This is a genomic window from Streptomyces sp. NPDC029044 (genome assembly GCF_040637495.1).
GTDB lineage: Bacteria > Actinomycetota > Actinomycetes > Streptomycetales > Streptomycetaceae > Streptomyces.
In genome coordinates, this window is the sequence record NZ_JBEZWN010000018.1 from 1 (window position 1) to 13,222 (window position 13,222).

13 protein-coding genes are annotated in these 13,222 nt (G+C 71.3%); 7 read left to right on the forward strand and 6 right to left on the reverse strand.

From position 1 onward, the window contains the following. Nucleotides 1-214: 214 nt before the first annotated feature. Complete coding sequence (locus AB0E85_RS17020) at nt 215-856, reverse strand: TetR/AcrR family transcriptional regulator (RefSeq protein WP_361927350.1); 642 nt, start codon at nt 854-856, stop codon at nt 215-217. A 65-nt stretch (nt 857-921) separates the two neighbouring features. Between AB0E85_RS17020 and AB0E85_RS17025 the strand changes: the two genes are divergently transcribed. Further along, a complete protein-coding gene (locus AB0E85_RS17025; RefSeq protein ID WP_361927353.1) occupies nt 922-2,553 on the forward strand; it encodes an FAD-binding oxidoreductase in 1,632 nt (543 codons plus the stop codon). Between the two features lie 65 nt (nt 2,554-2,618). Here AB0E85_RS17025 and AB0E85_RS17030 read toward each other — a convergent pair whose 3' ends face one another. Next, nucleotides 2,619-2,927: a hypothetical protein gene (locus AB0E85_RS17030; protein ID WP_361927355.1), complete on the reverse strand. Its 309-nt coding sequence runs from the start codon at nt 2,925-2,927 to the stop codon at nt 2,619-2,621. A 174-nt stretch (nt 2,928-3,101) separates the two neighbouring features. Further along, on the reverse strand, nt 3,102-3,809 hold the full coding sequence (locus AB0E85_RS17035) for a hypothetical protein (protein ID WP_361927357.1): 708 nt from the start codon (nt 3,807-3,809) through the stop codon (nt 3,102-3,104). Nucleotides 3,810-4,281: 472 nt separating this feature from the next. Here AB0E85_RS17035 and AB0E85_RS17040 point away from each other — a divergent pair, with 472 nt between their 5' ends. From AB0E85_RS17040 to AB0E85_RS17060, 5 genes are all read left to right on the forward strand, one after another. Beyond that, nucleotides 4,282-5,430 (forward strand): serine hydrolase domain-containing protein, encoded by a 1,149-nt coding sequence (locus tag AB0E85_RS17040; RefSeq protein WP_361927359.1) that lies wholly within the window; start codon nt 4,282-4,284, stop codon nt 5,428-5,430. Between the two features lie 477 nt (nt 5,431-5,907). Further along, nucleotides 5,908-6,243, forward strand: coding sequence for a hypothetical protein (locus tag AB0E85_RS17045; RefSeq protein WP_361927361.1), 336 nt, complete (start codon nt 5,908-5,910; stop codon nt 6,241-6,243). Nucleotides 6,244-6,360: 117 nt separating this feature from the next. Beyond that, nucleotides 6,361-7,131, forward strand: coding sequence for a restriction endonuclease (locus AB0E85_RS17050; RefSeq protein WP_361927364.1), 771 nt, complete (start codon nt 6,361-6,363; stop codon nt 7,129-7,131). A 97-nt stretch (nt 7,132-7,228) separates the two neighbouring features. Further along, complete coding sequence (locus AB0E85_RS17055; RefSeq protein WP_361927367.1) at nt 7,229-8,596, forward strand: cell filamentation protein Fic; 1,368 nt, start codon at nt 7,229-7,231, stop codon at nt 8,594-8,596. 106 nt (nt 8,597-8,702) lie between these two features. Continuing rightward, nucleotides 8,703-9,122 (forward strand): DUF6003 family protein, encoded by a 420-nt coding sequence (locus AB0E85_RS17060; RefSeq protein WP_361927370.1) that lies wholly within the window; start codon nt 8,703-8,705, stop codon nt 9,120-9,122. A gap of 93 nt (nt 9,123-9,215) precedes the next feature. On the opposite strand, the gene AB0E85_RS17065 is transcribed toward AB0E85_RS17060, so the two are convergent. From AB0E85_RS17065 to AB0E85_RS17075, 3 genes are all read right to left on the reverse strand, one after another. Next, entirely contained in the window at nt 9,216-9,887 is a 672-nt protein-coding gene (locus tag AB0E85_RS17065; protein ID WP_361927373.1) for a hypothetical protein, read from the reverse strand. Between the two features lie 285 nt (nt 9,888-10,172). Then, on the reverse strand, nt 10,173-11,378 hold the full coding sequence (locus tag AB0E85_RS17070; protein ID WP_361927376.1) for a glycoside hydrolase family 64 protein: 1,206 nt from the start codon (nt 11,376-11,378) through the stop codon (nt 10,173-10,175). Between the two features lie 97 nt (nt 11,379-11,475). After that, a complete protein-coding gene (locus tag AB0E85_RS17075) occupies nt 11,476-12,075 on the reverse strand; it encodes a DUF998 domain-containing protein (RefSeq protein ID WP_361927378.1) in 600 nt (199 codons plus the stop codon). A gap of 139 nt (nt 12,076-12,214) precedes the next feature. Here AB0E85_RS17075 and AB0E85_RS17080 point away from each other — a divergent pair, with 139 nt between their 5' ends. Then, nucleotides 12,215-13,213: an inorganic phosphate transporter gene (locus tag AB0E85_RS17080; protein WP_361927381.1), complete on the forward strand. Its 999-nt coding sequence runs from the start codon at nt 12,215-12,217 to the stop codon at nt 13,211-13,213. Nucleotides 13,214-13,222: the final 9 nt, after the last annotated feature.

The following is a 13,222-nucleotide window of genomic DNA, read 5'->3' on the forward strand; positions in this document are numbered from 1 at the left end:
GCCCCCGCCCGCCCCGCGCCCCCCCCACACACCTTCGGCCGGGGCGCGACCGTTTCCTCGACCGCACGGGCCTCTTCGGCGTACCGGCGAGACCGGGGTGGCGACCGGACCGGATAGCCGCACCGCAGAGGTCACCGGCCACGTCCTTCGGATCCACCGTGTCGCCTGAACGGCGCAGGGGGCCGAACCTGGGCGCTCCCGCGCCCGCGCTCCGTCACGTCACGTCACTCGAAGGCTCCGTGAGGAGGATGCGGCCGGCCGTGAAGAGTCGTGCGCAGCGCTGCGTCATGGCTTCGGGCGACTGGTCGGGGTGGCCGACCCACCAGCGGACCAGTGCGGTGCACAGGCCGCGCCAGGCGTGGGCGAGGGCGTCCGCGTCGAGCGGGTCGCCGGAACCGGTCGACCGCAGGAGGTCGGCGGTGCCGGTCGCGGCGAGATCGTCGATGGCACGGCGGTAGTACGCAGCGCGGCGGGCGGCGTCGCTGTCAGGCGGCAGCGTGGTGTCGTAGAGGACGAACCATGCCTCGCGCTGCCCGTCCAGGGCGGTGAAGAGGGCGTGCAGCACGCGCAGGGCGGTGGGCTGCGCGGCGGAGGCGGGCCCTGCCATGGCGGTGCGGACGGCGTGCAGCAGCCGGTCGCCCACCGGGTTCAGACACGCGAGGTAGAGATCCTGCTTGCTGCCGAAGTAGTGGTGCAGCAGGGGCTTGGTGACGCCGACCCGGGCGGCGATGGCGGCCACCGTGGTGGCCTCGTAGCCGCGGCGTCCGAACTCCTCGGTCGCAGCGTCCAGAACCTGTCGTTCGCGGGCGGCCCTGGGGACCCCCTTGGTGCCGGCCTTCGAGGGAGGCATTGTCATGCGTTCAATATTACCTTACGGTAATTTTCCGATGGGTCACTTCACCGGCCTCGCTGGGAGCGCGCATGTCCGCCTCACCCTCCGGCACCTCCCGCACCCGCTCCTGGTGGGGCTGGGGGTACACGGACGCCCACCCCGACGACGCCGAATGCGTGGCGCTGGGGGCCCTGTTGCCTGGCACCCCGGCCCGCCCGCTGCCCTTGCCCCGGGTCGCCGACCTGTCGATCGGCCGCCCCGGCGTGAGACCTCCGACAGCGCTGGCGCACCTCCTCACGGCCGATCCCGACGTGCGCGCCGCGCATGCCATGGGCAAGGCCTATCGCGACATCATCCGGGCCCTGCGCGGCCGGCCGGGCCGGATCCCCGACCTGGTCGCCCGCCCGACCGACGACCGGGAGGTGGCCGATCTGCTGGACTGGGCCGGCGGGCGGGGCGTGGCCGTCATCCCCTTCGGCGGCGGCTCCTCCGTGGTCGGCGGCGTGGAGTACCGCGGTGACACCCACCGGGCGGTGCTGTCACTCGATCTGACGTCGATGGACCGGGTCCTGGAGGTCGACACCGTCAGTCGCTCGGCCCGCATCCAGTCAGGGGCGCTCGGCCCCGTGCTGGAGGCGCAGTTGCGGCCCCACGGCCTCACCCTGCGCCACTTCCCGCAGAGTTTCGAGTTCTCCACCCTCGGCGGCTGGCTGGCCACCCGGGCCGGAGGCCATTACGCCACCGGCCGCACGCACATCGACGACTTCGTGCAGTCCCTGAGTGTCGTCACGCCCGCCGGGCCGTGCACGTCCTGGCGGCTGCCCGCCTCCGGTGCGGGTCCCTCACCCGACCGCCTGTTCCTCGGCTCCGAGGGCGCGCTCGGCATCATCACCGAGGCGTGGATGCGCCTCCAGGAGCGGCCACGCCACAAGGCTTCGGCGTCCGTGACGTTCGCCGACTTCCAGCAGGCGCTGGAGGCGGTGCGCGCCATCGCCCAAGCCGACCTCTCCCCCGCCAACTGCCGCCTGCTGGACCCCGGCGAGGCGCTGCTGTCCGGCGCCTCGCACGACGGCTCCTCCGTCCTGGTCCTCGGCTTCGAGTCCGCCGCCTCACCCGTCGACGGCCGGCTCGCGAGCGCCCTGGAACTGGCCCGCGCCCATGGCGGCCGTGGTGGCCGGGACAGCCGTGACCCTGGCAGCCGTGGCGGGACACCGGCGGCGGACGGCGAGGACCCCGCCGACACGGCGGTGAGTGCCTGGCGGTCGGCGTTCCTGCGCATGCCCTATCTGCGGGACGGCCTGGCCCGCATGGGCGCCGTCGTGGAGACTTTCGAGACCGCCGCCACCTGGGACCGGGTTCCGGCCCTGATCGACGCCGTCCGCACCGAGGTGGGCTCCGTCGCGTCGAAGGCCACGGGGCACCCGGCGACCGTCAACTGCCGCCTGACGCACGTCTATCCCGACGGCGCCGCGCCCTACTTCACCGTGGCAGTCGCCGGCCGTCCGAACGACGAAGTGCGGATCTGGGACGACATCAAGGCTGCCGCGAGCGACGTACTGCACCGCTACCGCGCCACCATCACCCACCACCATGCCGTCGGCCGCGACCACCGTCCCGGCTACGACCTCCAGCGCCCGGATCCCTTCGCGCTGGCACTGCGAGCCGCCAAGGACGCCCTGGATCCCCGCCACGTCCTCAACCCGGGCGTATTGATCAGCTGACCGGCTCGCCTCGATGCCGACCGGTGGCGGCGGCCATGCGTGCGGGCTGATACGCGTGCCGGCCGTTATGCGAGCCAGAGCGAGCTGCGCCGATGCCGCGCCGGCACGATGTCGATCGTGTCCACCGCATCGAGCGCGAGCTCGCCGGCGGTGGAATGCACCAGCCGCAGGAGAGCGCCGGCTTCGGCTCGCAGTCGCTGCCGCGCCCGGCGTTCCTCTGTCGCGGACCACTCGGCCACGGAGCGGTCCCGCTGGTACCGGGCGAACGAGTAGACCGCAACCGTCCTGCGGACCGTGCGGGGTTGGGGCCGCCTGGACTGTCGTGCGGCATCGGCGAAGGTGCGTGCGCTGTACCTGAGGTCGTAGAGGATCACGGAGCGCCAGGGCTTTCCTGATGAACAGGCGTGTGCACTCCGGCTGTGTGCAGGAGGAAGATGATGAGCGGTGCGTGTCACGGGACTCCGATCGCAGCCACCGCCAGGTATGTCCCGGCGGGCTACCGGAAGCCCATCGGTCCTGTCGAACGCACGTTTTCCATGTGCGTGACCCTATCCCGCTGCACGCGCGGATGCGGACGTTTCGACGCGGAGCCAGCTGTCGCCGGCGCGGAGCCAGAGGACCCCGTCGCGGCCCTGAGCGCAGTGCATGACTACCGGCCCCGGCAGGCGCAGCTTCTCCTGAGTGGTGATCACCCAGGCATCGTCGACGAGCTCCGCGCGGCTCAGTTCGACGCTGGGGCGGTCGTGGAAGCGGCGAGTGAGGAGCATCCGGGTGCCGCGGACGGCGATGCCGTCGGTGTCTCTCAGGGGGTTGCGGTAGGTGGTGATGTCGCCGGTGCCGGGGGCGACCCGGGAGAGGAAGGCACCCTTGTGGCTGTACCAGGCGAGCCAGGTCACGGCACCCTCGGTGGCGGCCGCGTTTCCGCCGAGGGGCCATACGGGGAGTCGTCCTCCAGGGTCCCAGGTGCGGGTGCCGTCGGCGTCCCAGCGGGCAAGGCCGGCACTCGACTCCGGGTGGCCCCCGTAGATGCCCTCGTCACCGTACGAGGTCCAGATGCCGCCGTCGCGGTCGGTGAGGAGGTAGTCGATGTCGTCGCCGGCGCAGAAGCGACTCACCGGTCGTCCATCACGGGCGTAGACGACCGCGTTCCTCTCCCACGTCCCGTGCCGGTCCCGGGATATGCGGCCCGAGGCCAGCAGGAACCGTGACCGCGGGAGCAGGGCCAGGTGGCTGGTCCACGCGGGAATGCCGGTCACGGAGGTGCGATGCTCCACCCCGCCCGAGACCACGACCAGGACGCCGTCACACGGAGCCGCAACGCTCCATCCCACCCACCCCTTCACATACGGGGAATGGCGCAGGTGCCGCTCCTGGACCAGCATCACCGCGAGTACGTCGCTCGGTCCGACGCTCCAGCACAAGGCCCGCCATCCGGCTCGGGCATCCTGAGGGGGCAAGCTCCACACGACAGGCAATGCGCCAGACATCATCGGCGTCGACCTCTTGGACTCCAGGGCCCAACGGCGCCCGAAGAGATGTACGTTACCCGGCGGGCCGCTCTCGGAGGGACAGGTCCGTGACAGGCCGACATCGCGTCGCGCGACGGCGGCCGGCCCTCGCTCGCACTGCCCTCGCCCGGGTGCAGAACGGTCGTCGCCCGAGGAATAGGGGCCTACGCTGTCCCGTTGCCGAAAGCACAAGATCCGCAGGGGAGTTCGGGAGGGGTTCATGGCAGTCCACGGCACGGTGGCCGCCGGTTTCGAGGGAGTACGGGAAGAATTCGCCGTCTTCCTCGCGGGCGAGGAACACGCGCCCGGCGCACAGATGGTCGTACACCGGCACGGCGAGCGGGTCGTGGACCTGTGGTCGGACGGTGTCACCGGGGAGACGCTGCTCGGCGTCTTCTCGTCCACCAAAGGCGCCGCGTACCTGGTGACCGCGCTGCTGGTCCAGGACGGCGTCCTCGACCTGGACCGCACCGTGGCCTCGTACTGGCCGGACTTCGCCGCCGAGGGCAAAGGCGGGATCACCCTGCGTGAGCTGCTGGCGCACCGGGCCGGAGTGATCGGCCTGGACGCCGGTTTCACCCCGCAGGAGCTGGCCGACGACCGGGCGATCGCGGCCCTGCTGGCCGGGCAGCGCCCGTTCTGGCAGCCGGGGCAGTTCTTCGGCTACCACGGTTACGTGATCGGCGCGCTGGTCGGCGAAGTGGTGTTCCGGGTCACCGGGCGCACCCTCCAGGAGTGGTACGAGGAGCGGATCCGCGCTCCGTACGGCCTGGACCTGTGGCTGGGTCTGCCGGAGTCCGAGGAGCCACGGTTCCTCAGTACCCTGCCGATGCTGCCGACGCCCGAGCAGCAGGCCGAGATCGACGCCTCCCCGTACAGCCCGTACAGCCTGGGCGGCATCGCGTTCAACGAGCACGCTTCTGACAGCGTCGAGTTGGAGGACTTCCCGAACTCGCGTCTGGTCCGCGCGAAGGGCCAGGCGTCGGCGGGCGGCATCGGCTCCGCGCGCGGTCTGGCCGGCATGTATGCGGCGGCCGCGTTCGGCCTGGACGGGGACGGCCCGCTCCTGAAGCCGGACACCGCCGCGGAGTTCGCGCGGGTCCACTCCGAGGGGAACGACCTGGTGAGCGGCTCGCAGAAGGCCTTCGGCCTGGGCTTCAACACCATCGGTTGCCAATTCGACTCCGTCGGGGCCGGCGCCTTCGGCCACAGCGGCGCCGCGGGTTCCCTCGCCCTTGCCGACCCCCGCCAGGGCTACGCGTACGCGTACACCCGCCGCCGCTATGCCTACCCGGGCGGCGCGGCCGCGGAGAACGAGCGCCTGCTCTGGTCGGTGGTCCGGGCCCTAGGTGGACGCGACAAGTCGTAGTCCGCGGTCCTCAGCACGGGCAGGGACCAGAACTGCGGGCGCGGCCCCCGATGCGGGCCGGCTGCGCCCGCGGCGGCATGAGGGCCGGGCGAGAGCGGCGATGGGCCCACAGCCCGGCGGACTGAGGGCTCTCGCCGACGGCCGGCGGGACAGCGTCGCTCAACTGGGCCGCCCCGACGACGTTGAGCTTCGCCTCCGGCCGGCGACTCGGCTGGAGAGCGTGAACGCCCCCGCAGGGAGCGGTAGCCGCTACGGCATCGACACCATCCTGCCCGCGGCACCGCCCTCCCTCCCCCGCGATGGCCACCTGCACCTACGCCCCAAGTACCTGATTGAACCGCACTGTTGGTCGTCGGCTGTGGCAGGATGCCGTCATGATTCTGATCCGAAAGGGCAATGCCGCGTAGGCGCCCGAAGGCCGTCCGCGCCCAGCGGTGGCGGCCCCCCAAGCACACACTGGTCCGCCGGATCCCGGCCGTGTCGGCCCGAACCAGAGCCGCTGTGCGGCGTGTTGAAGTCGAACGCCTGTGGCCCGATGCCGTCGCTGTAGCCCTCAGCCGCTTCGAGAGGGCCTTCAGCCAACCGGGGCGTTACCTGGAAGGCCCTTACGAAAGTCCCGGCATCGAGATCGAGGACGGTCGAGACGACCTGGAAGAGGTCCTGCGGCACCTGCCTCCCGGAGCCCGCGCGGATCTGGGCCGCCTGGTGGAGCGGATCGACGCGGAGTTCGAGCGGCGCACGCTGCCGAATCCGGGGTGGGTGAGCGAGTGGACCGCGGGGCGCTGGTGGTGGTGGCGTCTCCGGGAACGATGACACCGGGCGACGGCACCCCCGAGCAGGTGTCGCACCCGGCGGCAGGAGCGGTGAAGCCGGTGATCTTGGGAAGACGGTGGGAGTGATCTTGCTGTTGGTCCCAAGAGGGGGGATGTCGTGACCGTGCCTCCGCAGCACACTCGGCTCGTCAAGCGCCGCCGCCGGTACCCGTTCGATCTTCGGTCGACGGCCCTGTTCTTCGTGTTTCTCGCCGTGGTCGTGAGTGTCCTGGGCCTCGCCGTCCGAGTGGCGGCGAACACCGTCGAGCGGCGTCCGGCCTGGGTGTTCGTCCTGGTCCTCATAGGTGTCGCGGGCTGCCTGGGCCTGCGGCGCCGGATGCGTGTGGCGGGAGTGGCACGCCGGGCCGCCGTAGCACTCGACGAGGCGGCCAGGGAGGCGGCCGAGGAGCTGGAGGCTCCACCGGTTCCCCGCCGGCGGGCGGCCGCCGAGGCCGTCGCCGACTACGACGCCCTGACACCGGAGGAGTTCGAGGAAGCGATCGCGGCTCTCTGCGCACGGGAGGGCTGCACGGGAGTCGAAGTCGTGGGAGGTGCCGGGGACTTGGGCGCCGACGTCGTGGCGGCGACGCCCGACGGGCGCCGTGTCGTCATCCAGTGCAAGCAGTACGGCGAGTCCCACCGGGTCGGTTCCCAGGATCTGCAGCGGTTCGGCGGCACGTGCTTCACCGTGCACGAGGCCGACGTCGCCGTGCTGGTCAGCACGAGCGACTTCACGGCGCCGGCGCTGGAGTACGCCGAGCAGTGCGGGATCGTGTGCGTGGACCGGGAGATGCTGGAGGCCTGGACGCACGGCACCGGTCCCCGGCCCTGGGACGCGGCCACGGGCGGTGGGGCGGTCGGCTGGGAGACAGCCGGTGCCGGGTCCTGAGGTGCGCCGCCCATGTGCCCGCGTGCCCACCCGGATCGCGAGGTCCCGGCGGATATTCGCTTGATCCGGCGCGGGGCGGGCGTGGCAGGCTTGTGCGGTGACACCTGTGCCGGCACCTGGGTTCCTGAGCTGGGACGAGGTGGACCCCGCCCGCCACCCCTTCGACGCCGCGTCCGCGGAGCAGGTGGTTCGCTCGCTCGGGCCGGCCCGGTGTGTGCCGCGTCGGCCGGATGTCGCGTTCGCCGATCCGGTGATGAGCGACTGGAGCTGGGGTGAGGCCAGGCAGTGGGCGGATGCCATGTCCCATGCCCTGATGGAGTACTACGGCCGCTGGGCGGCGGGCTGGCGCTGGTCGCACGACGAAGGCGACTTCGACGGAGGGCCGGTCGGGCACTGGTGCTGCCCGCGCGACTCGATCACCACCCCCGAGGAGACGCTCACCCGCGTGGTCGCGGCCTTGTGCGAATGGCGCGCATGGCTCGAAAGTCTCGCCGGTTGGATCGAGGCGTACCCGCTGGACCTGGACACCGTCGAGGACGACCGGATCCTGTGGGACCGGGCCGCCCGCAACCTGATCCTCCAGGTGACCGACCGCACCGGCTGCGGCAGCGGCTGGCACCGACACTGCCACCAGGTGCTCACCTGGTTCCTCGACCGCTGGGCCGTCGCACCCGACATCGCGGAGGAACTGGTCGAGGGTGCGATCGGCGGGCGGTTCCTGAGCTGGACCGGCCCTGACGCTGCGTTGGTCGACGACGTCGCGGAGCGGCTCGCGCAGTCGTTGCGGCCGGCCGACCGGGCACCGTCCCCCGAGCCGCTGCCGGACCACCTGGAGCGCTGGCTCGCCGTACGGGAGAGCGTGCCGTGGCAGCAGGCCCCGGACAGCGGGGAGTACGGACCGGTGACCCCGTCCCGCGACGGCGCGGCGGAGGACGTCCGCGCATTCGACGGCCCCCTGGCCCCGGACCGGGCCCGCGGCCTGCTGACCGCGCTGGAGCTGCTGCGGGCCGACGCCGCGAGCGGCGCCCGCCTCGACTTCGGGCTGCTACAGCGCTGGCAGCTGCATGTCCTGGGGGCGCAGGAGCCGCCGTCGTTGCGCAGCCGGCCCGCCTTCGCGAAGGGCGGGCGGGAGCGCTACGGCCTCGGCCCCGGCATGCGGGCCCGCCTGGACGCCTGCCTGGCCGAGAGCGCACGCGACGCCGCACGGCCCCTTCCCCTGACCGCTCGCGCCGCCCGCGCCTACCTCGACGTCTGCTTCTTCCACCCCTTCGACGACGGCAACGCCCGCGCCGCCTTCCTCACGCTGGTCTTCGTCCTCGCCCGCGAAGGCATCGCCCTCGACGGCGTCACCCTGCTGCGCCGCATCGCCTTCCGCGCCGACGAACCCAGGGACGCGCTCGTCCTCGCCTCGTACATCAGCACCCACCTCACCGAGACCCGGCGCCGGGCCGCCTCCCCCGCATGAGCCCCGTCATCCGAGTGGTGTTCCCTCTCCGAGGTGATCGGGCGGTATTCCGGGCGCGGCGGGGTAATGGGATGTCGATCAGCACCCTGGAGACAAGGAGCCGAGGATGACCGACGACGCCTACCTGTTCCTGCTTGACGACGCGTCCGCGCAGCTCGGAGTGGTTCCGGCGGCCGTCGGTGAACTGGCGTGCATGGAGACTCCCGCGGTGCGCGCCTGGCTCGACGCCCAGGTAAGCACGCCCACCTCGCCGTACCTGCGTCTGCTGCCGCCCGAGGAGAGGGGGGCCGTGCCCGAGGGAGCGGAACGGCTGCCCGTCCCGCTGAGCGAGGAGGAGCTGAACCGACTCCGCCACCAGATGGCGCCGGAGCCGCTGGCCCGGGTGGAGGAGGAGCTGCTCGCCTACCGCGACTGCGCGGACGGGCGGGACGGCCTGATCGGACGAGCGCTGGCCGCCGGTGTGGCACCGCACCGCATCGTCGAGCTGACCGGGGTGGATCCCGCCACGGTGACCGCCGCGAGCTGACGCCGCTGCGGTGCACCCCGCCGGACGAGAACCATCCGACGGGGCCGGTCGCCGGCGCGTGTGTCGCACCCGTGGGCGTCGCGGCGGGCCGGATCAGTGGCTGCGGGTGAAGACCTTGTCCTGGGTGGACCCGCCGGCGCACAGCTTCTTCTCGTCGGAGGTCATCGTGCGGGACTTGACCACGACCGCGCTGTGTTTGCCGTCCGTGCCGTTCGGGGCCGGGCCGGTGACCGTGTCCGGCACGAACCAGTAGTAGTGGCCCCACTTGGGGTCGTCGTAGTGGGTCTGCCACGTGCCGGATATCTGCCGCATGACCTGGGCGCGGGAGATCCAGCCCACCTCTCCGGGCTTCACGGTGACGGTGAAGGAACTCGTCTCCGTGTGCGAGCTCTGCCAGGTGTAGTTGTACGTCGCGGTCACGCTGGCCGTGATGATGCCCTCGATACCGCCGCCCACGGTGACCGAGCCTCCCACAGAGTGGGATGAGCCCACGGTGTCGGCCCATGACATCGACTGGGAGGCGGGCGAGTCGGTGCAGTTGAAGAGCAGTTCGGAGACCTGACGGGGCTCACCGAGGTAGGCCTTGCCGAGCTGCGGTGAGTTGAAGCTGCATTTGCCTTGGCCGGAAGCGCAATCGGCCAGGATCTGCTCCGCGGTGGGCTGTTCCTCGGCGGCGGCCGGGACCGCCGCAGCGATCACCCCGAGTGCGGTCGCCGTCAACGCGAGCGTGCGGCTGCCGTACCGCAGGGCGTGGTTCATCGTCATCGTGGGTGCCTCTCACCGGAGCGTGGGGGGAGTGTGACCACAACTGCCCTTGCCTTAGGCGGGGTTGTGGTCACCGGGTGATGCCAATGAGGCTCACGTAATCGGCGGGCGAGCTACACCAAGGGATGGCAAAGTTGTATTTGATTTTCAAAACTGATGAACAGCCAACTATGTGGTCGCACTCGACCGGCTCCTGCCCCATGACAAGGACTCACCCTCGCAGGGACACGGCAAAGCCGCCGCCACCGCGTTCGGTTCGCGGTGTCGGCGGCGATGTCGGACCGTTCAGTTGAGGGGATCGAGCGTGAGGTAGGCCTGGCGCGGGTTGCCGTCGTGCACGAGCGATTCGTGGTGGCCCACGTCGTCGAAGGCGAAGGCGTACGCCTTTCCGTCCGCCATCTGGGCGTGGATCTTGCGCGCGTAGTGATTCGTGACGTTGTCCTTGTAGAAGTCGGCGGCACTGGCGTCGGGCTGGCTGGAGTTGACCAGCAGCGTGGAGCGGTTGAAGCCGGCGCACAGGGTGCGTGATATTGGCCCGCGCACCTGGTCGTTCGGGGCGTCGAGCCTCCTGTGGCAGCCGAACACGGAGGACGCGTCCGGCTTCTGGAAGCTGGTGACGACAGCACCGGCGCTGTCGGTGAAGTTCATGACGCCGCCGGAGACCCGGCCGTAGTACTTCGTGCCGGGCCGGTCGGCGAAGGGGGTGACCGTCAGGGTCGAGGAGGAGTACTTCTGCCAGACGCGGTTGATGTAGTCGTCCATGACGGTGGCGGACAGGGCGCCGGTCTCCAGACCGTACAGCGGTGACAGCGCGCGCAGCACGGTGCCGTCGGATCGGGTCTGGATCAGGTTGGCCCAGCCTCCGGGCTGCCCCCTGAGGGCGTTGAAGAAGCCGTTGTATCCGCCGGGCTTGAGCCGGCCGGTGCTCACGGTGCTGCCGTCGGCTCGCTGCACTCCCACCGCGTAGGGAGCGGAGAACATGTCGACCTGTGTGCTGTTGATCCACAGGCCGGAGTCGTTGAGCGTGTACTCCGACCAGTTGAACAGAATGTTCCGGTTGGGGTCGGACGGGTTCTGCACCGCCGGCTGGACCAGGCCTCCGGTGGTGAGCTTGAAGACCAGCTTCTGGCCGTAGGAGAAGTACACGCGACCGGAGAACTTCGGCATGCGGATCGTGGCCGACCGGCCCGCGGCCGGGCCGGGGATCGAGGCGTCGGGAGCGGGGGTCGGCGGGTTGCCGCCGGCCGGCCACGGGTGGAAGGTGCCGGCCGCGTCGGCCCAGCCCTGCCGACCGGTCGAGAGTTCCGTGCCGAGGTTGTAGATGTACAACTGCTCGCCGCGGGCCGAGTTGTTGGTGATCTTCAGCGGGATCGTCGCCGGGACGGCGGCGTGGGCCGAAGCGCCCGTTCCGGTCGCCAGCAGTGAGCCGGCGAGGATCGTGGCGAGGGACAGCCCCGCGGCCGTGGCCCGGCGCCTGAGAGTTCGCAACACGCGCTGCCTCCGTTCGAAAGTTGGCCGATTCGAAACTTTGAGAGCGCTCTCAGAGTCACCTCTTGGTCCGTACCTGTCAATGCTTGGGACCGCTCGGTCAGCGCGGGGCCCCGCCGCGCACGGATGCGCGCAGGCAGGAGAGGACGACCACGAAGGGCCAGACCGACTGGAGGGTCGTCACCGCGCGCTCGGCCACACCGGCCACGCCGCGGAGGTGCAGCTCGATCAGGAACCAGGCCGCGCCGGCCGCCATGACCGCGGTCGCCCCCAGAGAGGGGAAGGGCCGCAGGGCCCACGGCACGGCGGTACCGGCCCGGGCGGCCAGGACGGGCCAGGCCGCCAGGAGGGTGAAGCCGACGGCGGCCACGGAACCATGACTCAGGGACCCGCCGCTGCTCGGCGCCGGGAACATGGCCACCGCCAGCGCCGACACACCTCCGGCCGCCAGGGCCGTCCGCCCCGCGGTCGCGGCCGGCCGCAGGCCCCAGGCCGTCAGCAGGTGACAGAACCCCAGCGCGATGAACGCCGCCGTCATCACCCAGGACCCCGAGTTCCCGGGCGCTGCCAGGACGCTGATCGTCTGGGAGGCGGGGTCGTAGGGCGGACCCTGCAGTGACGCCGCCACCACCCAGCCCACGATGAGGAAGAGCGGCGCACACCCCGATGACACCAGAGCCCATGGAGGAACAGATCGCATCACGACACCGTAAAGCGGGGCATCCGTCTCCCCGGGTCCCGTCGGGCGGCTCGCCCCGCGTGGCGTAGTCGCGCAGCCCCTCACCGCCCGGGGAGCGCACGATGGAAGCCTGCGGCCGGGCGTCGGGAGGTGATCGGACATGGAGCTGACCCTCGTGGTGCTGATCATCATCGTGGGACTGACTTTCGACTTCACCAACGGTTTCCACGACGCCGCGAACGCGATCGCCACCTCCATCTCCACCCGGGCCCTCACGCCGCGTGTGGCCCTCGCCATGGCCGCGGTCATGAACTTCTTCGGCGCCTTCCTCGGCACCGGGGTCGCCCAGACCGTCGGCAGCGGCATCATCGGGGCGCCCGAGGCGACTTCAGGGCTGCTGCTCGTCCTGTGCGCGCTCATCGGCGCCATCGGGTGGAACGTCTTCACCTGGTGGCGGGGGTTGCCCACGTCGTCCTCGCACGCCCTGATCGGCGGGCTGGTCGGGGCCGCGCTCGCCGCGTCCGCCACGGTGCACTGGTCGGGGATCCTGGACAAGGTCATCCTGCCGATGCTGCTGTCCCCGCTGGTCGGCGTGGTGCTCGGGTACCTCCTGCACACCGGCATCCTGTGGGTGTTCCGGCGTTCGACACCCCGGCGCACCATGGGGCGGTTCCGCGTGGCGCAGACCGTTTCCGCCGCCGCAATGGGGCTGGGGCACGGTTTGCAGGACGCTCAGAAGACCATGGGGGTCATCGTGCTGGCGCTGGTCACGGCCGGCTGGCAGGACGGCTTCTCGGTGCCGGTGTGGGTGATCGCCGCCGTGGCGGCCGCCATGGCCGCCGGTACGTACACCGGCGGGCGTCGCATCATCACCACCCTGGGGCGGCGCATCGTGCACCTCGATCCGCCGCGCGGTTTCGCCGCCGAGACCGCTGCCGCGGCCGTCCTCTACACCACCGCGTTCCTGGTGAAGGCGCCGATCTCCACCACGCAGACCATCACCGCCGCCATCCTGGGTTCCGGTGCCACCCGGCGCTTCTCCGCCGTACGCTGGCAGGTGGCCCGTTCGATCGGCACCGCCTGGCTCCTCACGTTTCCCGGCGCGGGGATCCCGGCCGCGGCGCTCTACCTCTTCCTGCACGCCGTCACCCCTGTGTGAGCACAGCCG

Bases quoted from the DNA above. Each gene is read 5' to 3' on its own strand.
- AB0E85_RS17025 (WP_361927353.1), top strand. From the start codon at position 922: ATGTCCGCCTCACCCTCCGGCACCTCCCGCACCCGCTCCTGGTGGGGC.
- AB0E85_RS17080 (WP_361927381.1), top strand. From the start codon at position 12,215: ATGGAGCTGACCCTCGTGGTGCTGATCATCATCGTGGGACTGACTTTC.
- AB0E85_RS17060 (WP_361927370.1), top strand. From the start codon at position 8,703: ATGACCGACGACGCCTACCTGTTCCTGCTTGACGACGCGTCCGCGCAG.
- AB0E85_RS17065 (WP_361927373.1), bottom strand. From the start codon at position 9,887: ATGACGATGAACCACGCCCTGCGGTACGGCAGCCGCACGCTCGCGTTG.
- AB0E85_RS17075 (WP_361927378.1), bottom strand. From the start codon at position 12,075: ATGCGATCTGTTCCTCCATGGGCTCTGGTGTCATCGGGGTGTGCGCCG.
- AB0E85_RS17040 (WP_361927359.1), top strand. From the start codon at position 4,282: ATGGCAGTCCACGGCACGGTGGCCGCCGGTTTCGAGGGAGTACGGGAA.
- AB0E85_RS17020 (WP_361927350.1), bottom strand. From the start codon at position 856: ATGACAATGCCTCCCTCGAAGGCCGGCACCAAGGGGGTCCCCAGGGCC.